We start from the raw sequence: 19,445 nt of genomic DNA on the forward strand, positions 1-19,445 counted from the left end.
TCGTAGGGCTTAGGCTGGTCAGCTACCTAAAGTCAGGGGCTAGAAGCCCCGTCTCTTTAGAGCGGGGTGCTGACTTGGCTGCTCCTGATTGACGCCCTCCGGGTTTAGCAACCATTGAGTTGTTCTACTCGAGGGAGTCGAAATTCGTTCTTTCTATTTATATCGCATTTTTCCAGTTTTATAACCAGTTTTTACAATAATTAACACAATTGCTAGTTTTTAGTGTTAACTCGGGGCGCGTCGGCAGGGGAGTGCAAAACTCGATACGCCCTCCCAGCGCCCGTTATGGGCGTATATCCGAGAATGAGCTTGGCCGAAAATGGCCCCAAAGCATCGAGAAAATTTCGCAGTTAAAGGGAAGCGAATCCCTCGGGAGAGCGATCGCTCCCCCAAAGGTTACAAAATATTAAAATATCGTTAAATAATCGATTGACAAACCGGGAGGGTACCCCCATCAGTTATAATACAAAAATTCGAGCGGAGAGGCTCACGAATCTGCGAGAGCGCCCTCTCCAATCCTTGCGAGAAACCTCACCCCGGCGATTAAATCCTCAACCAACCATGAATCAGAAGTTATTGTATAGAAATTCCCTGGCGCTTTTGTACCAAAAGTATCCAGAAGCAGCGGCAGCCCTCGCTTGTGGCATTCTCCTGTGCGGAGGATGGTTAGCGCTGCACTTCGGCGGGGTCGGAGTCGCCCTGTTACTGTTAAGCGCCGGCTATTGCATCGGCGGCTATCAAAGTGCGAAGGAAGGACTCGCCACTTTATGGGAAGAAAAAGAACTCGATGTAGATTTACTGATGATCGTTGCCGCCTTGGGGGCGGCGGCGTTAGGATTATGGCAAGCAGACTACTTCTTAATTATCGATGGAGCGGTGCTGATTTTGATTTTTGCGATTAGCGGTGCGTTAGAAGATATTGCCATGCAGCGAACCGATCGCAACATTCGCACCTTGATGGCGGTGACGCCGGATACAGCGCGGGCGATCGTGGGCGGAGAAGAACGAGAAATCGCGATCGCACAGTTACAAATCGGCGATATCGTCTTAGTCAAACCCGGAGAACTGATTCCCACCGATGGTGAGATAGTAGAAGGAAAGGGGTCGGTGAATCAAGCCCCAATTACCGGCGAATCGTTACCGGTAGATAAAACCATCGGCGATCGGGTCTTTGCCGGCACCTTAAATGGCAATGGAGTCTTGCGCGTCAGCGTCGATCGCGCCCCAGAAAGCAGCCTGATTCAGCGCGTCATTCGCTTAGTCGAACAAGCACAAACCGACGCCCCTCCCTCCCAAGAATTTATCGAGGCATTCGAGCGAACCTATGCTAAAGTTATTGTAGCGGTGGGATTGCTGCTCGCGTGGGTGCCGCCGATTTGGTTTGGCTGGAGCTGGGAAACCACCATTTACCGCGCATTAATCTTTTTAGTTGTCGCCTCTCCTTGTGCATTGATGGCATCAATTATGCCTGCCTTACTCTCCGGAATTGCCAATGGAGCAAGACAGGGAATTTTATTTAAAAATGGCGCGCAGTTAGAAAAAATCGGCACGGTAAAAGCAGTGGCATTTGATAAAACCGGAACCCTGACCACTGGCGACATTCAAGTAAAGCGAATTATCCCCGCCAGCGGATACTCGGAAAGCGAAGTATTGCGCTTAGCCGCCGCCTTAGAATCCTGTTCCGAACATCCCATCGGTGAAGCGATCGCCAGTACCGCCAAAGCCCAATCCCTCTCCTGGGAAGCCGCCACTCAAGTGCAAGCGCAAACCGGGCACGGGATTTCCGGAGAAGTAGGCGACGAAAAAATTTGGGTAGGAAAAAGCAGTTTTTTGCGCGATATCGTTCCCGAATTGCCTCAAGAATTGTGCCAAAAAAGCGCCTGTTTAGAATCCGTTGGACAAACCGTAGTTTGGGTAGCAAAATCCGGGAAAATTATCGGCTTAATTTCCCTCGCCGACACCCTGCGCCCTCACGCCCGCCCAATGATGAAACGGTTAAAGAAACTGGGCATCCAACAGATAGTCATGCTCACCGGCGACAACCAACAAACCGCCAATAGCGTCGCCAGAGAACTGGGCATCGATCGCTTCTATGCCGACTTGCTTCCCGAAGAGAAACTCACCGTTATTCGACAGCTTCAGAAACAGTATCAAACCGTAGCAATGGTGGGAGATGGGATTAACGATGCTCCCGCTTTAGCCTTAGCCAATATCGGCATTGCAATGGGCGGGGCGGGAAGCGATGTTGCCTTAGAAACTGCCGATATCGTGTTAATGGCAAATCGGCTAGAGAAACTCGATCGCGCCATTGAGTTAGGGCGTCGCGCCAATCGGATTATCAAGCAAAATATGGCCTTTGCTCTCGGGTTTATCGCCCTATTGTTAATCGCCAATTTTGCCGGGAGTCTCAACATGCCCCTGGGGGTGATGGGACATGAGGGTTCTACTTTGTTAGTCACTCTCAGCGGATTGCGCTTGCTGAAAAACTGGGACTAAACTCCTAAAAAGCGGGCGATCGCCCGCTTTAATTCGTTATCCACCGACGGCGATTTTAACTCTTACACAAAGTCCCCAATCGCCTCCAATACAGCAGCGGGATATTCTTCGTGCATTCCCAAAGAACCGGGACGCACTTCTGACAGCACTCCCGGTAACTGCGTCAGGGTTTGCATTTCGGTTCTCGACCCCGAGGGAACGCGATCGCCGATAATCACTTTCACCGGCACCGGTAAGGGTTGAAAGTATCCGAGAAACTCGGCGCGATCGCTTGCCGGATCCAGGGTGCCGGTAACAAAAGCCACCGGTGCAAATCTACCCCCCGCGTGTTGGGTATTCTCCTGTTTCTGCGCGATAAACTCCGGGGTTAAATGTGCCTTATCCACAAACACATGCTGTTCGTACATGAATTGCAAAAAGGCCGGTTGGGTATTGAGATCGTAAAGCAAATCGCCAAGAACCGGGGTGCGAACCATTTCTCGGACAAAATCTCGCACCGGATCCGGCACTCCCATAACCCGCAGGGGACCGCGCCACGTGGGGGCGACTAACACCACTTTGTCTACCCGTTCTGGCTGCATTTTCGCCAGTCGCATGGCGTACCCGGAAGCATGACCCGCCGCTACAATCGCGATCGGGCGATCGAAGGTGGATGCAACGAAATCCGCCAGAAATTGATGGTATAATTGCGGGCAATAGTCGAGGGCGGGGCGATCGGAGTCGCCAAATCCCGGCCAATCTAAGGCCACCACTTGAAAGCGATCGGATAATCCTGCGGCAATTTCGCGCATTTCCCCGCGACTGGACACGGTACTCAGCGCCGGAAGCAACAGCATCGGCGTCCCTTCTCCCCGCGTTTCGTAAGCAACCGCGATCGCTTGCTGGTTCCAGTGCCAAACATACTTCTGCTTCGTCCCCCCAATGCTAGTATAGCTGGAAGCTACGTTGGATGGCGTTGATTGCGTGGTTCCGGTCTTCGTCATAATTGCTCAAACAAAACTCGATTACGGCTATCTATTATCTTATCTCATATCCGCTCATTCCATAAGTCTGAAAAATCCCCTGGGTCAGGGTAGGGCTAAATGCGGACTGAGCTGCTCCTACGCGGGCTAGTTTCGATGGGTAATCCACCGGACAGGATATAATCCACCGGAAACCCATCGAAAAATCGCCTTAATCCGGAGAATTTTCTCGGACTTCTTGCACGGTTAAATTCAGCGCTTCCGCAACTTGTTCCACGGTTAATCCCATTGCTAATAACCGGGGAATTGAATCGCGGCGCGCCCGTTCTGCATTTTCCGCCCGTTGGCGTTCGGCTTCGGCCCGTTGGCGTTCGGCTTCGGCCCGTTCGGATCCGGTGAGCAAGAGATTCCCGCGATCGTCCCACCAGCGCAGCCACAGTTGGGTTTGGTTTTGATAGCTACCGTGCCACAACCCCAATTCTACCCCTAAAGGTTCGATCGCATAGTGTCCGCGATCGTTGGGAGACATTTTCTGATAAGAAAAGCCATTGACTAAGCGATAAACTTCTAACTTGCCATTGTTAATTTCGTAAATCCCGTAGTAGGGAACTTTCACGATTTGTTCGTAAACCCAGAATTTTCCCGGTTTGGTCGGTTCTCCCGTTTCGCCTCGTCTTAATGGGGTGCGATCGCGTTCTGCTTCCCCATTTCCCGAAGCAAATTCTAAGGCAATTAGCGGCGAAATATATTCTCGCCACAGCACATAGGAACGGCGAATTTGACCGTCAAGTTTTGGGGGAACATTGGGAACGTAGAACCAATCCGGGGCCTCCGCTCCTTTTTCCGGGGGGTCGGTTTCGCGCCAATAAATGCCGCAATCTTGCCCGATCGCATATTGTCCGTCGGGATGAATGCGTTGCAATACTGGCCCGAGGGAATCGGTGAGCAAAATGCTTTGTGGATGCTCCTGAAAGTTTTTCACAAAAGTACCATCCGACTCGGGTAACTGAGTGTGGTCGGGAAAGGGAGGGGGTAAAATAGTAGGGTCAAGGCTTTGGGTCATGGATTTCCTCCTGATGGGTTGCCTTGTCAATCCGATTTTATCAGTTTAGCACCAGGCATGTGGAAAAAACAGAAGCGCCAGCATTAGGAAAAGATGCCCTTGGTCGCCGATTGGGTATTGCCCCTCGGTCTGACAAGCGATCGCGAAAAACCGAGTGCCTTTTTTTTATATTTTAAACTATAATTAAACCAGAGCGGTCTTTGAAAAAATTCTGTAGTTTCGCAGAGACGCTAAAACTGAGGCGATAGTCGGAGAAGTGTGTATGGTTTCCCACGCTAAAAAAATCGTTTACCCCGACAGTGACGGACAGCCAATCGCAGATAACACCCTTCAATTTCGCTGGATTGTGACCATCACAGAAAACCTGAAACTGCTGTTAGGCGACAATCCGGATGTTTTTGGAGCCATTTGCGCTGGTATCCGGTGGAAGGAAATAACAAACTTACGCCCCAGACCTGTTGGATGTAACCGCCAAAAACCGATCGCGGGTCTCCACGAGCGGTATTTTTCAGGAAGTGAGATATATAGAATTTTGTAGCACTTTCATCCATAAAAAAATGGCTGACTAAAAAGCAGCCAAATCATTTTGCATATCGAATGTAGGGAGGGATAGTTTCCTGAAGTTCCCAGCATCCTCTGGGAACCCCAGTCAAAGGAATCTCGATATCATCCCATGATTTGACAACGGCCTGGATCGGGTAAGATGTTAGCGGAATGTGGGGGGATGACGAATTAAGGTGAGAAACTCGTGACGAGTTTTCGGATCTTCAGCAAATAGACCCCGCATGGCACTGGTAACCGTCCAAGAACCCGGTTTTTCTACGCCGCGCATCACCATGCACATGTGGGTGGCCTCCACCACCACAGCAACCCCTTGAGGTTTGAGCAATCCTTCGATCGCATCGGCGATTTGTGCGGTTAAGCGTTCTTGCACTTGCAAGCGTCGCGCATACATTTCACAAATTCGGGCAATTTTAGACAATCCAACCACCCGACCTTGTGGAATATAAGCAACGTGAACGCGACCGAGGATCGGCAGAATATGGTGTTCGCAGGAGCTAAAGATATCGATATCCCGAATCAACACCATTTCATCGGTATTTTCTGTAAAAACTGCGCCATTGAGCAATTCGTCAAGGGACTGATGATATCCCTGGGTTAAAAATTTTAACGCTTTGACCATTCGTTTAGGAGTATCGACCAATCCTTCGCGATCGGGATTTTCTCCCAGTCCAATCAGCAGCGTTCGCACTGCCTGAATCATTTCTAATTCAGATACCTGGGATTGAATATTCTCTGAAACAGAAGAGCGCACAGAGGCGGCAGACATTCCATTGGGAAAACTAGATAAACTCATTAGCTTACTGTCCATAAAAAACCGTAAAAGTTAACAACCAAACCCCAGGAGATGGCCAGGGGATTAAGCCATTCTTTTGGATGGCGACTCGAATCGGGCATCGTCAGGGTTTAAGGCGAATGCAGTGAAGAAGTATTTTGCAAGACCATTGCTTTTTGTTGTAACTTCTTAAATATATTGTAAAAGCCATTAGACCGAGAGGGGGTTAAACTGACAGGTAAGCCAGTTTGGTGAATAAAGCTAGGGGATAGGTTGATAATTTCTGTGGGAGTTAGTCCATTTAAGCCTTCGATTAACAAGGCGAGCAATCCCTTAGATATCTGAGCATCGGAATCTCCTTGAAAATAGATTTTTCCGTTCTGGAAGTAAGCGGTAATATAAACTTGGGAAATGCAGCCAGGGACTTTGTTTTCTGGACTTTTGCCTTCTTCGGGAAAAGGTGGTAGATGTTTGGCGTACCACAGCAACTGTTCGTAACGCTTTTTGACATCGGAGTGGCGCTGAAAGCGTTGGACGATTTGAGCTAGTTTTTCTGGTAAAGGTGCAGACATGGCAGAGATTTTCTTAACAAATACAACAGGGTTGGGTTTAGGTTTGATGCGGAGAAGAAAGGCTTAATTAGGCCAAGAGCGGGCAAATTTTTGACCGGGATTGGATTGAGACCAAATGAGTAATTCTCCGTTAGCACCAGCAGCGGCGAGAAATTCATTTTTGGGATGCCATGCTAAACAGGAAAAACCATCTGGCGCACCGGGAAGCATTTGCCACACCTGTTCTGCATCGTACCAGATACAGACTTGACCGTCCTCGGCGGCGGAGGCGAGATGAAACGTTTGCGGTTGAAAGGCGATCGCCTGAACCACGTCGAGATGTCCGCTTAATTCCCAACCGTCCCATCCGATACTTTCGTCGAACTGCTTTTCCCAGATTGTCACTTGTTCCGCACTGGCGATCGCCAGCAACGGCGCACCAAGTGTAGTGGGTCGATCGGACCAGGCCAGTTGCCGCACTTTGCCCTCAAACCCGAGCATACTCCAAGAGTCAGGATTGCTGAAAGACAGCACAAGCACCGAGTTATCGAGATTTCCAGCAGCAAGAAACTCTCCATCTACAGACCAAGCGATCGCCACTGATGCTGACGGTAGATCTAAGTGATAAGGCGACTTGTGCCAATCTCGCCGATCCCAAACTTTTACCCCTAGATTGCCGCCGATCGCCAAATATTCTCCACCGGGTTGCCAAGCGATCGCTAAAATGCTAGAGGTCTCAAAATTCAGCCTCGCCAGATTTTCTTTTCTCCCTGCATCCCAGACGATCGCTTCGGATCCCACATTAAATGCGAGCCAATTTTCTTTTGGACTCCAGCATAATTTATCGATCCAATTCCCCCATTCTAGAGTGGCTATTAATTCCCCTTCTTTTGCATCAACTTGCCAAACTTTTACCTTTCCCTCTTGTCCACCTGCTGCGACAAACTTTCCATCACCGGAAATCGAGATACAATCCATCGACCCCCCGGTTTTATCTTGCAAGTATTTCAACGATGGCTCCGGGAAATTGTCACATACTACCACCTCACCCGCTGCGGAAATTGCCGCTAAAAATTTTCCGTCTGGCGACCAAGTTAAACCAGTCACGTAATCGGATAACATAGCTTGCCAGTGTTTTCGCCAAGGAGGCGAAACGCCGATTTTGGGTTGCTTATCTTGTCCTAAACTAAACAACTTTTTAGCCCCTCTTCTAATTGGATTTTGTTCAATTCGCGACCGATAAATACCAGTTCGTTTTTGCGGGTTTCTTGGGGTTTCCACCGTCGGTCACGAGCGCCATCAAATAACATATGCACCCCTTGGAACACAAAGCGATCGTCTTCCCCAGCCAGATGGAAAATTCCCTTCATCCGAAAGATGTTCTGCCCTTGATTTTGCAACAATTCCGCCAGCCAGTTGTTGAGCTTCTCTCCATCCAATGCACCGGGTTCTACCAGGGCGATGGAACTCAAGGTTTCATCATGTTCGTGGGCGTCTTCAGTTAAAAAATTTGGAGCGATTTCCAGCGCTCGATTGAGGTCGAAAGCGCTGACTCCCAGGAGGGCATTCATCTCCACTTGACTCTGGTGAGTGCGATAGATTTTAGCGAGTGCATTTATCCTTCGGATTCGCTTTTCTAGTCTGACTAATTCTTCTTCGTTAGCTAGGTCAATTTTGTTAATTAAAATGACATCAGCAAAGGCGAGTTGCTCCTGCAATTCGCTGCTTTCCCAGTGCTGCCAAATATGTTTGGCATCCACCAGGGTCACTACTGCATCGATCGACAGGCGCGATCGCAGATCTTCATCCAGAAAAAAGCTCTGAATCACCGGTCCGGGATCTGCCAGTCCCGTGGTCTCGATCGCAATCCGCTCGAATTTGTGGCGTCGCTTCATTAAATTACCGATAATCCGAATCAAATCGCCGCGCACGGTACAGCACAAACAGCCATTGTTCATCGCGAATATTTCTTCATCGGTATCGATGACCAGTTGGTTATCGATACCCACCGCTCCAAACTCGTTGACAATCACTGCCACTTTTTTGCCATGTTGGTGGGTGAGAATGCGGTTGAGCAAAGTGGTTTTCCCACTCCCGAGATAACCCGAGATGACCGTCACGGGAACTTTATTCCTCTCTATCGCTTGCACTATATTCGTCCCTCCTTTACTAAAAGGATAATCATGGTCAATCAGAGCGTATGGCAAGGAAAATACCAAGTCTCGGATTTTCCCGAGGTCTATAAGATAAACAAAGGGCGCGCCGGGATTCTGGCGAAAATCCAGGGCACAATTATTGCAACATCAGCGCCACTTCTGGAGCAAAATAAGTCAAAATCAAATCTGCACCTGCCCGTTTCATGCTCGTTAAAGTTTCTAAAATCACTGTTTTCTCATCGATCCAACCCTGTTGAGCCGCCGCTTTAATTAACGCATACTCGCCACTCACATTATAAGCCGCCACCGGCAGATGAGTGGATTGTTTGATTTTGGCGATAATGTCTAAATAGGCTAAAGCCGGTTTGACCATCAAGATATCTGCCCCTTCAGCAATATCGAGCGCCACTTCTTTCAATGCTTCTCGGGCATTTGCCGGATCCATTTGATAGGTTTTCTTGTCTCCAAATTTAGGTGCGGAATCCAACGCATCGCGAAACGGGCCATAATAAGCCGAAGCATACTTCGCACAATAAGCGAGAATTGCCACATCAAAATAACCTTCAGCATCCATTGCCTTGCGAATCGCTCCGACTCGTCCATCCATCATATCAGACGGTGCTACAATATCCGCACCGGCTTTGGCATGAGAAAGCGCTTGTTTGACTAACACTTCGATCGTGGGGTCGTTGAGAATCTGACCCTTTTCATCTACGATTCCATCATGGCCGTAGGGGGAGTAAGGATCCAAGGCGACATCAGTAATTACCAGAATTTCGGGCCGGACTTGTTTAATGGCTTTTACCGTGCGCTGAACCAGTCCGTCTTCATTGTAGCTTTCCCTGCCATTTTCGTCTTTTTTCGCTTCAGGAATCACTGGAAATAGCGCGATCGCATTGATTCCCAGCTCCGCCACTCGGGCAACTTCTTCTTGTAATAAATCTACTGAGTAGCGGTAGCATTGGGGCATTGATGGAATTTCCACTTTTTGCCCCTCCCCTTCCATGACAAATAGAGGATAAATCAAATCCCGGACACTCAGGTGAGTTTCCTGCACCATGCGTCGCAAAGTAGGGGTGCGACGCAGGCGACGGGGACGCGGAAATATCAATCTTTGTCCTTGAGAATCAGCGGGCATTTTGCTTTCTGGAGAATGGTTTTTTTTAGACATGTTACTTGGGAAATTGTAATTGGCATTCATTTGAAAATTTCACTGAATCATTATACAAAATTTTAACATTTTAACTGTCCGTTAAAGCCTTAATAGTTTGTCGGGTTGGCAGTTCGAGAACAGATGCGGGATTGGTACCTCTGAGAGTGGCGATGCCCACCCTACCCTCTGCAATTATTTTTGCACGAGTACATAATATCGAGCAATATCGCCAGCATTAGAAGACGGTTAGGGCCAGTGCAGAATTCAAAAACCTACAGAGCGGTTTTTAGCTTTCAACTGGGTTGCGAGACTCAAGCTACCAGAGGCGACGAAAATCCTTTTCGAGGACCATAATAAACCGTTTTAAACTCGATTCCGCCGCTGTTTGGATTGAAAAGGGTATAAGTAGCTTGTCCTGGGATGCGTCCCACACGACCCACGCCGATCGCTTGACGAGGATTTGTTTGCATCACTGTTGATTCGGCTTCACTTCGGTTTAATGACGCGAGAGTATCTCGAACCGCTGCGCTTTCAATTTGATACTGAAACGTTAATCCAGACCGACCGCAAAACAGAGAATTTGCGCCGATTCGCATGAGGCGATCTAGAATAACTAAAGGGGAAGTATCGGGGGTAATTTCATCATCAACCCCCAGGGTGCTACCGTGAATCAACAAACAATCGAGTTCCAAGAACCCAAACTCAAGAGAACGAATCCACTGTAGGGTCGAGCGAGAAACAGAATCCCACAGTAACTTGACAGTTGGATAGCCAAACCCTTCGATTAACTGGGTGGGTTCTCCAGTGCGTCCGAGTCCGTGTAAAATCAGACATTGTTCTTCCCACCATCCCTGACAAACTTGCGGTTGCCGTTCGCCGCTGCGGGGATTTATGATGCGTTTGACTAACCGATCGCAGTCCGGATGCGGTCCGACGACATCGCCGATAATATAGAGATTTTCTACTGAATTATTCTGTCTGTGAATATCGGATAGCACCGCTTCATAGGCAGCCAAATTCCCTTCAATACCGCTTAAAATTGCCCAATTCATTAAGAGTCTCCAGTGCAGATAGCCTCAACTTCATTTACCGCTCGCAAATGTGGGTGGGATTATCGGCGCGTTCGGCATATTCCAGACCCTTAGCCAACCGCCACGCAAAAATTTTCGGGAGTCCTTTTTCCACAATTGCCGCACAGGTTTTTTGATAATCGTAGCTGACTTCTTTGAGAGTTACTCGTTCGGTATCGGTATCATAAATACAATAGGTAGCGTTCGGTCGTCCGTGACGCGGTTCCCCTACGGATCCGACATTCACGATGCGTTTGAGTGGGGTGGTGAAAGTTTGTCCTTGTTGGTCGTGATTTTGGGTGATGCGAATTTTTAATTCGCCGGCATCGAGGGTGCGAACGTAGGGAACGTGAGTATGTCCGCAAAAGAGAACATCTGCCTCGGTTGAGAACACTCGTTCTAGAGCGACAAAAGCATCCATATCGGGCAACAAATATTCGTGAGGACTGTTGGGACTCCCGTGAACGAAGGCGAGATTATCTTGACGCAAACTGTGGGGAAGTTGAGCGAGAAATTCGCGATTTTCTGGAGAAATTTCGCGATCGGTCCATTCGTGGGCTAGTTTGCCGCGCCTTTCGGCCAAAACGGAGGGATAGCTACACTCGCAGGCGTTCAATCCTTCCACAATATCTTCATCCCAGCACCCGGCACAAGTGGGAATATTTAAGCGGCGGATACGTTCGATCGCTTGATTGGGAAACGGACCATATCCGACCAGATCCCCCACACAAAAAATCCTATCCACGGATTGCCCCTCGATATGGGCTAAAACGGCGTCTAAGGCGAAAATATTGCCATGAATGCAAGAAATGACGGCGAGTTTCATCACGTAACCTCCTGGGGAAGTTGTAAGTTTTCTTTGATTTGTTCTTGGGAATAAGCGATCGCGGCATCAGAAAGACAGAAATCTTGCAAAGTGCTAACGATCGCTTCTCGATCTAAACCTTCTCCCACCACTTCTATGCCGCTGAAGCGATCGGGTCTTCCGTCTAACCACAGCGGTAAATCGAGCGCCTGAAAATCCACCGCCATGCCATCAGCAACAAAATTGCCGGCAATGCATTGACCGTCAGCCAGTTCAAAAATGCCTTTCACCCGGCTCACCTTCCCATAAGCACCGTGAGTGAGTTCGTACCAAAATACCTCCAAACTCGGCGGATCGAGAATCTCTCCGGTGAGAACGCCGCGAACCATCTCCAGTTTCTCTCCGGAAAGTTCGCTTCTCGGGACAAAGACGACGCGATCGCTCCAATCCTCCCAGGGACTATTTTCCACCCCTTGAGGAACAATGGCAACCCGATCGCACTGATATCGCTCTAAAACCGGGGCGATCGCCTCAAAGTCCAGATGAAATCCTAGCTCGATATAGGCCACCGCATTTTCTGCCAGTTCCAACAATTGGGACTCCTCCCCCACTTTCAAGATTTGCACCTGGGGAAAATTGGCACTTATCCACGTTGGGTCGATGGGCAAAGTGTCAGAACCGGGGCAAAAGTACAGCACTTTCTCCCCTCGGGCAATCTGTTCTCGAATCCAAGTGGTTTTCCCCACACCGCACGGTCCAGCCACAGCAGTAATCATTCCTTCTCCATAAAAATGATAATCGTTCTTAATTATAGCAGACAAGCTGTAGGGTGGCAAACAAGTTGCCCACCCTACCCGTGAAGGTGGTGCGTAAGTCCTGTAGTAAAGACCCTCCCGACCATGAAGCTCGTCCATCGAACCCGCCAAATCCCGTTAAAACAGAAAAATCGTTCGCAGATTGCCGATCCAAATCGGATCGTTATCCGCATCATGTTCCGGATTGACGATCGCCAAAAAACCCGGTTCGATCGCGATTCCCGGAGTCATCTGATACCGATAAAACCCCTCGAAATGAAACGAAGTATCCTCATCCGACTCTCCACCGTCATTATCCGTCACTTTTGGCGGCTGTCCGAGGACGATGCCGGCGCGCGAACCGCGATCGTCCAAATTGGGAGCGGCTAAGGTCACCGCCCAATTAAAAATCGTTGCATCATCCCCCTGGCGAACCCCAACCCCTTCATCTTCAGCACGAGCCAGGGTCAAACCCGCCCATCCGCCGAGAATCAAGTGAGAATCAATCCCCACAGAGGTTTGCACGCCGAAATGGTCTGTAGAAGTTGCCGTTTGACCGAATGGCCGATTTGCCAGTTGGCTGCCGATCGCCCCAGAGACCGCCACCTGCGACCCTGGGGCGTAGGATCGCACGTAAGTCACCCCCACTCTGAAGCGATCGCTCGGTTCAAACGCCACCTGTCCGAGTGCCGCAAAGCGACCGTCAAATAAGCCATTTCCCCCAGTCGGTTCGCTGGCATTGGGGGCGAGATATCCCAAAGATAAAGAAACCGCCGAATTCGGTGAATAAGTCAGGGTCAAGCCCGACCCGCCCAACCCTTGGCGATAAATCGGATTGAAGCGGCCAAATCGAGAAAGCGCCCCAGTAATTTCCGGAGTAAAAAACTCATTAAAAGTCGGCACATTTGCATTAAATCCCCCGCCAACTGCATCCACATTCACCCGCCAGTTTTCCCCCACCGGCAACCGATAAAACATCTTCCCCAAAATAACCGAGCCATTCGTATCCACATCAAAAGCCAACCGAGTCATATTCGTTCCCGTCACCTCTCCCCCCAGTCTAGCTGAATTGGCAGAAACCAAAAACATTTTCAACATATCTTTCCCGGTAAAACTGGTATTAAAAATCAACCGAGACCGATAATCCAACGTCGTATTTGACTCCACCGATTCTCCCGAATCATTGGCTTTTTCGTCCCCCAGTGCGCCGCTGAGAAAAAAGCTAGCTTCGCCGACCAATTGGGTAGTAGCGGAAAACTGATTAGCGGCCAAAGAATCCGTGCGAATTTCTAAAGCATCGACGCGACCTCGTAATGTTGCTAATTCGGCGGAAAATTCGGCTTGCAATTTGCGAATGCGGGATAAATCTTCTCCCTCCAAATCAGCGGCGCGGTTGTCGATCGATTCGGCGATCCGATTGAGACAGAGATTCAAACCCGCCGCAAATTCATAGCGGGTCAGGGGACGATCGCCCTGATAGCGGTTGTCGGGATAGGCTAACAAGCAATTGTACCGTTGGGCAAGGGACTGTAAAGCAGCAAACGCCCAGTCTGTGGGTTGAACGTCACTAAGATCCGACACCGAGTTCACCTGTTCCAGGGGGGAGGGGGTTTGCTGGGACAGGTGAAGGAGGTTCGAGGGTGTCAGCGAGGCCCTCGGACCGCGATCTGGGGAAGACGCCGACTGCGCCGATCCGGGCACCGGAGTCGAGAGGAACAAAGTTGCCGCGATCGTCACCGTGGCGATCGCGGTTCTGCTTGATTGTTGCCAGAGCACCCAAAATACCATCTAATTTCCTCACACTATAAGGTTATCCCCAAGCCCATCGGCTTTGGATCCAACAAAGAGGGAGTCCATCGGCGATCGCCTTTTTTTAGTGGGCATCGCTGACGACTCCTTTTTATAGTATGATAATCATTATCAAAATAAAGTCAAGGAAAATTTCCGATGAAAATCCAGCGATTGTTTTGGATCCATCCCTCCCGACGGGGGAGTGGGGAGAGCGAAACCCAGTCCCCGCGCCGGCAAAACTCAGTTGCCCCTAAGCTTGCGAGTACGGGGAGGATGAAACCCTGGCGGGTTGCGATCGCCGTGCTGTGTTTTGCGGTGGTGCCCCTGGAGGGATGCCAACAGAATCCAAAATCGGAATTGAGAGCGCAAACGGATCCATTAGATATCGCCGTCAGCATTTTGCCGCAGAAATACTTTGTCCAGCGGGTTGGCGGCGAAAACGTGAGGGTGAATGTCTTGGTGGAACCGGGGGCTTCGCCGGCAACCTACGAGCCAAAACCCTCTCAGTTGCGGGCGTTGAGCGAGGCAGAGGCGTACTTTCGCATCCGCGTCCCCTTTGAAAATGCCTGGATGGACAAAATCCAGGCGGCTAACCCGCAGATGCGGTTGGTAGATACCACACAAGATATCGAGCGGATGCCGATGAGCGCCCATTCGCACCACGGATCCGGGGGTCATCAACAGGATGCCAATCCGGATCCGCACGTATGGCTCTCACCCGCATTAGTCAAGATCCAGGCACAGACAATTTACGATACCTTGGCAGAACTCGACCCGCCGAGACAAGCAGAATATCGACAAAATCTAGAACGGTTTATCGCCGACATTGGGGGACTCGAAGCCGAAATTCGCGCCTCCCTTGCCAATTTGCAGCAGCGGAAATTCATGGTTTTCCATCCCGCGTGGGGTTACTTCGCCCGGGAATACGATTTAGAGATGATTCCCATCGAGATTGGCGGTACCGAACCGAGTGCGGCGGAGATGGCACAGTTAATCGCACGGGCGAAACAGGAGAATATACAGGTGATTTTTGCCCAGCCTCAGTTTAGCACCAAAGCTGCCGAAACGATCGCCAATGAAATTGGAGGGGAAGTGATTCTCATCAATCCCCTCGCCCCGGATTGGCTGGAGAACTTGGGCGCGATCGCCAGTACATTCTCGCGGGTATTAAGCGAGGGGAGATCGACCATTCGCGTTGGAGTGTTACCCTTTCCCCGCCAACCGCGTCCCGTAGCGATGAACATTCGTTAGGGGAGTCAGTTATGCAATTAGCACAAAAAGTCACACCCAACTCCGTCGGCCAACCCGCGATCGCGATCGAACATTTGTGGGCAGGGTACGATCGCCACCCAGTTTTAGAAGACATTACCCTAGAGGTCAACCCTTTAGACTTCATCGCCCTGAGCGGACCGAATGGCGGCGGTAAAACCACCCTTATCAAAGTGCTGCTGGGGCTGCTCCAACCCATGCAGGGGGAGGTTCGCATTTTGGGAAGGAGCGCGAAACAGGGGCGACGATATATTGGTTACGTGCCGCAAACCGTGGAATGCGACCGGGATTTTCCGATTCGGGTGTGGGATGTAGTGCGAATGGGACGACTGGCAAAGCGTCGCTTGCTGCATCCCTACAATCGGCAAGACGATCGGATTGTGGCGGAGTGTCTGCAACAGGTGGATTTGTTCGATAGGCGCGATCGCCCGTTTGGCACCCTTTCCGGAGGACAGCGCCAGCGAGTTTACGTAGCTCGCGCCCTGGCGACCCAACCGCACATCCTGCTGTTGGACGAACCCACCGCCAGTGTGGATGCCTGCGGGCGGATGAAGATTTACCGCTTGTTACAACAACTCAACCAGTCGGTAACGATTTTAACGATTTCTCACGATTTGGAGGAAATTGCGCCTTATGTGAAGACAATGGGTTATCTGAATCGCCGATTGTTTTATGACCCGAAAGCGATCGAAGACCCGATCGCCTCCTCCGTCCGAGACGCAAATATCCAGGAGAGAACAGAGCCATGATGGAAGCATTACAGTACGATTTTATGCGAAACGCCTTATGTGCGGGAGTGTTAGTGAGCTTAGCCTGCGGCATCATCGGCACGTTTGTGGTGGTCAATCGCATCGTGTTTATCGCCGGCGGAATCGCCCATACCGCTTACGGAGGCATTGGTTTGGGGTATTTTTTTAATTTTAATCCCCTGCTAGGTGCGGTGGCATTTAGCACGATCGCCGGGTTGGCAATGGGAATCGTGCAGCGCCAAACTCGAGAGCGAACCGATACCACCATCGGCGTGATGTGGGCAGTGGGCATGGCAGTGGGAATTATCTTGGTGGATCTGACGCCGGGATACAAGGCGGATTTGATGAGCTATCTATTCGGGAGTATTCTAAGTGTTCCCACGGGCGATTTGCAAATCATGCTGGGGTTCGATGCGATCGCGATCGCCCTGGTGGTGTTGTTTTACAAAGAGTTAGTGGCGATTTCGTTTGACGAGACCTTTGCCACGATTCAAAATGTGCCGGTGAATGGGATATATTTCTTGCTCCTCGGGGAGATCGCCTTGACGGTGGTGATGATGATGCAGGTGGTGGGATTGATTCTGACCATCGCGTTGCTCACCATTCCCGCCGCGATTAGCACTCAGTTAGTGAGAGATTTAAAACAGATGATGGCGATCGCATGTCTTTTGGGGGTGCTGTTTACTTTCATTGGGTTATGGCTGTCATATACCCTGAATTTGACCTCCGGGGCCACGATTATTTTGGTCTCCGGTACGGCGTATCTGTCGATCTTAGCGCTGAAGTGGCGATCGCGTCGTTCTGCCTGTGGGTCAATTGTTAAGTAAGAAGAGCCAAATTCTCACGCTATGGATTGCTATCCACCGAAGAACGAACAAAAGTTAGAGTAACGATGAACGAAAATTCTGCCTTGATTCCTTGCGAAATCGACATTGCGATAATTGGCGCGGGGCCACAGGCGCTGACCCTGGTGGCTCATCTGTTGCAAAAGCGCAAAAGTATGCGCCGTCGGTTTGTGGTGTTTGACCCCAGTGGGGGATGGTTGACCCAGTGGTGTCATCAGTTTGCGGCGCTGGAAATCCCGCATTTGCGGAGTCCGGCGGTACACCATCCGGATCCGGATCCCTTTGCCCTGCGTCGGTTTGCCCAGACGCGCGATCGCGAGTTATTCCCGCCTTACGATTTGCCGGGAACGAAGTTGTTCCAGGACTTTTGTGAGAAAACCATCGCCCGGTGGCAGCTTGAAAATCGGGTAGTGGCGGCAAAAGTGAGGCGCATCGAACCCCTCTTCGGGAAGCGGCGCGATCGCTTTCGCTTGGCGTTAGAGGGGGCGAAAAGTGAGGTAATGGCGCGACGGGTGGTGCTGGCCACGGGAGGCGGTACGCCGCATTTTCCTGACTGGGTGAGTCGCATCCAAACGCCCTATCCGAGCGATCGCCTGTGTCATTCCCATCAGATCGATCTGCGTCAATTGCAGTTGCACGGAGAGCGGGTTTTAATCATTGGTGGCGGGTTAACGGCGGGACATCTGGCGATCGGCGCATTAAAGCGAGGTGCGAAGGTGATGTTAATGATGAAGCGCCAATTGCAAGAAAAACTATTTGACGCCGATCCGGGATGGTTGGGACCGAAGTATCTGAAGGAATTTAGCCGGGAAGCGAATTGGGTCGCACGTTGGCGTGCGATCGCCTCGGCGCGCAATGGGGGGTCGATGACGCCAGAAGTTGCCACTCAGTTGCGACGGGAATCCCATCGGGGAAATCTGGCCATTTACGAGAGTTGTGAAGTGGTAAGTGCCCGGTGGGAAAATCGTCAATGGCGGATTATGTGCGATGATGGTGCAGTGTATGAATGCGATCGCATTGGGTTGGCCACCGGTACGCGGTTGGATGTGGCCGCCGAACCGTTATTGTCGGAAGTTTGCCAAGTATATCCACCGGAATCGGTCGGGGGTTTGCCCGTGTTAGATGAGTATTTGCGCTGGCCGGGTTGCGAGTTATTCGTCATGGGTGGATTGGCGGCTTTGCAGGTAGGGCCAGTGGCGCGAAACCTGGCTGGGGCGAGGATGGCCAGCGATCGCATTTCGGTGGCTCTGACGAAGCCGAGTTTGAGGCGATCGCTCGGGGGAAATTATACTTTAGCCGCCAAGTAAGAGAACGCGATTACCTCAAGTTAGGACGGGGCACCGCCCTGTTCTAACTTCCTAGAGTAAATTACCGATTTATTCAACTATAGCAAGAATAGTTAAAAAAATTAGTCCGCGTAGGCTTTTTTCCCTTGCCACGGTGGGATTTCAATCCCCCGTTTCTTCGATCGCCCATTCAGCGGATTTCAGGTTAGACCTCGCCCCATGTTTGATAGAATTCCTTGCCCGCCATGACAATCCCTAGTGGTGGAGGGAACTGCTACAAGAGATTAGTTTTCACGTAAACCCGATCGCAGCGCGGGGTTTCGACCCCGGTGGCGGGTTGATAGCCACAGCTTTCATAAAGCCGCACCGCCTGGTGAAGAACGCTGGCGGTTTCTATCCAGATTTCTTGAAAATTGGCCGCTTCGATCGCCCGTTCGAGTTGTTGCAATAAAAAGCGACCGAGACCGAGACCTCGCACCTGGGGTAACAGATACATTTTTCTAATTTCTGCTGCATTATTGCCTCGGGCGATGGGATAATAAGCGGCGGTTCCCACAATTTTGCCGTGATGTTCCACCACCCAGAATTCCCCGCCGACTTTCTGATAGCAGCGTTCCACATTTAAGACATCGGAGTCTGCGCCGGTGGGTTCCCAAGGGAGACCATATTCAGCTAAAACCCGGGCGATCGCATCAGCCGCCGCCGCGCGATCGCGAGGTTCCCAAGGGCGAATTAAGAACTCATTATATTGAAGTTGCATCAACTTGGCAATTCGGGACGATCGATTAAATTGTAAGCGATTTTGGCACCGGGGAGAACCGCCCCCGAGAGACTTGCGGATTGCCCGGGGCGATCGCCGATCGGGGTGGCCTCCAGGATCCCTAGCGATCGCCGATGGTGGGGAACCTCTCGGGTTTCCCTGGGGTTAACTGCGCCTGGAGTTCCCTCCGGGGGGAGATGCCCGGAGACCATCAGCGATTTCAACCTCGGCTGTGTTCCCGCGCTTTGTTAGCAGAATCGAGGGGAGAGAAACCAACAGAGGCTCCCTTAGACTAACACGATCGGCTGATTTTAGTTTTCCATCCTTTTCGCCCGCCCATATTTTTGATAAAATTCACA

The 19,445-nt window shown here is 50.7% G+C and carries 18 protein-coding genes and 1 pseudogene; 6 read left to right on the forward strand and 13 right to left on the reverse strand.

From position 1 onward, the window contains the following. The first annotated feature begins 561 nt into the window (after positions 1-561). Entirely contained in the window at positions 562-2,496 is a 1,935-nt protein-coding gene (locus LKK83_RS30680) for a heavy metal translocating P-type ATPase (protein ID WP_324635264.1), read from the forward strand. A 62-nt stretch (positions 2,497-2,558) separates the two neighbouring features. Here the strand turns inward: LKK83_RS30680 and LKK83_RS30685 are convergent, their stop codons facing one another. Further along, a complete protein-coding gene (locus LKK83_RS30685; RefSeq protein WP_324635265.1) occupies positions 2,559-3,479 on the reverse strand; it encodes an alpha/beta fold hydrolase in 921 nt (306 codons plus the stop codon). Between the two features lie 190 nt (positions 3,480-3,669). After that, positions 3,670-4,521, reverse strand: coding sequence for a Uma2 family endonuclease (locus tag LKK83_RS30690; RefSeq protein WP_324635266.1), 852 nt, complete (start codon positions 4,519-4,521; stop codon positions 3,670-3,672). Positions 4,522-4,783: 262 nt separating this feature from the next. On the opposite strand from LKK83_RS30690, the pseudogene LKK83_RS30695 reads away from it, so the two are divergent. After that, positions 4,784-4,965: pseudogene (locus LKK83_RS30695) on the forward strand (Uma2 family endonuclease); the annotation flags it as partial. Positions 4,966-5,227: 262 nt separating this feature from the next. Here LKK83_RS30695 and folE read toward each other — a convergent pair. From folE to LKK83_RS30740, 9 genes are all read right to left on the reverse strand, one after another. After that, positions 5,228-5,851: a GTP cyclohydrolase I FolE gene (gene folE / locus LKK83_RS30700; RefSeq protein ID WP_324635287.1), complete on the reverse strand. Its 624-nt coding sequence runs from the start codon at positions 5,849-5,851 to the stop codon at positions 5,228-5,230. Positions 5,852-5,988: 137 nt separating this feature from the next. Then, on the reverse strand, positions 5,989-6,429 hold the full coding sequence (locus tag LKK83_RS30705) for a SufE family protein (RefSeq protein WP_324635267.1): 441 nt from the start codon (positions 6,427-6,429) through the stop codon (positions 5,989-5,991). Positions 6,430-6,492: 63 nt separating this feature from the next. Then, a complete protein-coding gene (locus tag LKK83_RS30710) occupies positions 6,493-7,602 on the reverse strand; it encodes a WD40 repeat domain-containing protein (RefSeq protein WP_324635268.1) in 1,110 nt (369 codons plus the stop codon). Next, positions 7,590-8,558, reverse strand: coding sequence for a CobW family GTP-binding protein (locus tag LKK83_RS30715; RefSeq protein WP_442957398.1), 969 nt, complete (start codon positions 8,556-8,558; stop codon positions 7,590-7,592). The genes LKK83_RS30710 and LKK83_RS30715 overlap by 13 nt, the downstream gene beginning before the upstream one ends. A 142-nt stretch (positions 8,559-8,700) precedes the next feature. Continuing rightward, a complete protein-coding gene (hemB, locus tag LKK83_RS30720; RefSeq protein ID WP_324635289.1) occupies positions 8,701-9,702 on the reverse strand; it encodes a porphobilinogen synthase in 1,002 nt (333 codons plus the stop codon). A 326-nt stretch (positions 9,703-10,028) separates the two neighbouring features. Then, positions 10,029-10,769, reverse strand: a complete 741-nt coding sequence (locus LKK83_RS30725) for a metallophosphatase (protein WP_324635269.1) — start codon at positions 10,767-10,769, stop codon at positions 10,029-10,031. A gap of 34 nt (positions 10,770-10,803) precedes the next feature. Next, entirely contained in the window at positions 10,804-11,613 is an 810-nt protein-coding gene (locus LKK83_RS30730; RefSeq protein ID WP_324635270.1) for a metallophosphoesterase family protein, read from the reverse strand. Further along, positions 11,613-12,368, reverse strand: coding sequence for a GTP-binding protein (locus tag LKK83_RS30735; RefSeq protein WP_324635271.1), 756 nt, complete (start codon positions 12,366-12,368; stop codon positions 11,613-11,615). Before LKK83_RS30735 ends, LKK83_RS30730 begins: the two co-directional genes overlap by 1 nt. Positions 12,369-12,524: 156 nt before the next feature. Next, positions 12,525-14,174: an iron uptake porin gene (locus tag LKK83_RS30740; RefSeq protein WP_324635272.1), complete on the reverse strand. Its 1,650-nt coding sequence runs from the start codon at positions 14,172-14,174 to the stop codon at positions 12,525-12,527. Between the two features lie 159 nt (positions 14,175-14,333). On the opposite strand from LKK83_RS30740, the gene LKK83_RS30745 reads away from it, so the two are divergent. The 4 genes from LKK83_RS30745 (at position 14,334) to LKK83_RS30760 (ending at position 18,347) form a co-directional block, all read left to right on the forward strand. Further along, positions 14,334-15,428, forward strand: a complete 1,095-nt coding sequence (locus tag LKK83_RS30745; RefSeq protein WP_324635273.1) for a metal ABC transporter solute-binding protein, Zn/Mn family — start codon at positions 14,334-14,336, stop codon at positions 15,426-15,428. An 11-nt stretch (positions 15,429-15,439) separates the two neighbouring features. Further along, complete coding sequence (locus tag LKK83_RS30750) at positions 15,440-16,195, forward strand: metal ABC transporter ATP-binding protein (RefSeq protein WP_324635274.1); 756 nt, start codon at positions 15,440-15,442, stop codon at positions 16,193-16,195. Beyond that, complete coding sequence (locus tag LKK83_RS30755) at positions 16,192-17,022, forward strand: metal ABC transporter permease (protein ID WP_324635275.1); 831 nt, start codon at positions 16,192-16,194, stop codon at positions 17,020-17,022. The genes LKK83_RS30750 and LKK83_RS30755 overlap by 4 nt, the downstream gene beginning before the upstream one ends. A gap of 65 nt (positions 17,023-17,087) precedes the next feature. Further along, positions 17,088-18,347: an FAD/NAD(P)-binding protein gene (locus LKK83_RS30760; RefSeq protein WP_324635276.1), complete on the forward strand. Its 1,260-nt coding sequence runs from the start codon at positions 17,088-17,090 to the stop codon at positions 18,345-18,347. A 253-nt stretch (positions 18,348-18,600) separates the two neighbouring features. On the opposite strand, the gene LKK83_RS30765 is transcribed toward LKK83_RS30760, so the two are convergent. Then, a complete protein-coding gene (locus tag LKK83_RS30765; protein ID WP_324635277.1) occupies positions 18,601-19,086 on the reverse strand; it encodes a GNAT family N-acetyltransferase in 486 nt (161 codons plus the stop codon). Further along, positions 19,086-19,298, reverse strand: a complete 213-nt coding sequence (locus LKK83_RS30770; protein ID WP_324635278.1) for a hypothetical protein — start codon at positions 19,296-19,298, stop codon at positions 19,086-19,088. The genes LKK83_RS30765 and LKK83_RS30770 overlap by 1 nt, the downstream gene beginning before the upstream one ends. Positions 19,299-19,445: the final 147 nt, after the last annotated feature.

The sequence above is a fragment of the Phormidium sp. CCY1219 genome, from assembly GCF_035615515.1.
Classification (GTDB): Bacteria; Cyanobacteriota; Cyanobacteriia; order Cyanobacteriales; family Laspinemataceae; genus CCY1219.

Bases quoted from the DNA above. Each gene is read 5' to 3' on its own strand.
- folE (WP_324635287.1), bottom strand. From the start codon at position 5,851: ATGTCTGCCGCCTCTGTGCGCTCTTCTGTTTCAGAGAATATTCAATCC.
- LKK83_RS30685 (WP_324635265.1), bottom strand. From the start codon at position 3,479: ATGACGAAGACCGGAACCACGCAATCAACGCCATCCAACGTAGCTTCC.
- LKK83_RS30730 (WP_324635270.1), bottom strand. From the start codon at position 11,613: ATGAAACTCGCCGTCATTTCTTGCATTCATGGCAATATTTTCGCCTTA.
- LKK83_RS30755 (WP_324635275.1), top strand. From the start codon at position 16,192: ATGATGGAAGCATTACAGTACGATTTTATGCGAAACGCCTTATGTGCG.
- LKK83_RS30740 (WP_324635272.1), bottom strand. From the start codon at position 14,174: ATGGTATTTTGGGTGCTCTGGCAACAATCAAGCAGAACCGCGATCGCC.
- LKK83_RS30735 (WP_324635271.1), bottom strand. From the start codon at position 12,368: ATGATTACTGCTGTGGCTGGACCGTGCGGTGTGGGGAAAACCACTTGG.
- LKK83_RS30765 (WP_324635277.1), bottom strand. From the start codon at position 19,086: ATGCAACTTCAATATAATGAGTTCTTAATTCGCCCTTGGGAACCTCGC.
- LKK83_RS30770 (WP_324635278.1), bottom strand. From the start codon at position 19,298: ATGGTCTCCGGGCATCTCCCCCCGGAGGGAACTCCAGGCGCAGTTAAC.
- LKK83_RS30690 (WP_324635266.1), bottom strand. From the start codon at position 4,521: ATGACCCAAAGCCTTGACCCTACTATTTTACCCCCTCCCTTTCCCGAC.
- LKK83_RS30725 (WP_324635269.1), bottom strand. From the start codon at position 10,769: ATGAATTGGGCAATTTTAAGCGGTATTGAAGGGAATTTGGCTGCCTAT.
- LKK83_RS30750 (WP_324635274.1), top strand. From the start codon at position 15,440: ATGCAATTAGCACAAAAAGTCACACCCAACTCCGTCGGCCAACCCGCG.
- LKK83_RS30745 (WP_324635273.1), top strand. From the start codon at position 14,334: ATGAAAATCCAGCGATTGTTTTGGATCCATCCCTCCCGACGGGGGAGT.
- LKK83_RS30680 (WP_324635264.1), top strand. From the start codon at position 562: ATGAATCAGAAGTTATTGTATAGAAATTCCCTGGCGCTTTTGTACCAA.
- hemB (WP_324635289.1), bottom strand. From the start codon at position 9,702: ATGCCCGCTGATTCTCAAGGACAAAGATTGATATTTCCGCGTCCCCGT.
- LKK83_RS30705 (WP_324635267.1), bottom strand. From the start codon at position 6,429: ATGTCTGCACCTTTACCAGAAAAACTAGCTCAAATCGTCCAACGCTTT.
- LKK83_RS30760 (WP_324635276.1), top strand. From the start codon at position 17,088: ATGAACGAAAATTCTGCCTTGATTCCTTGCGAAATCGACATTGCGATA.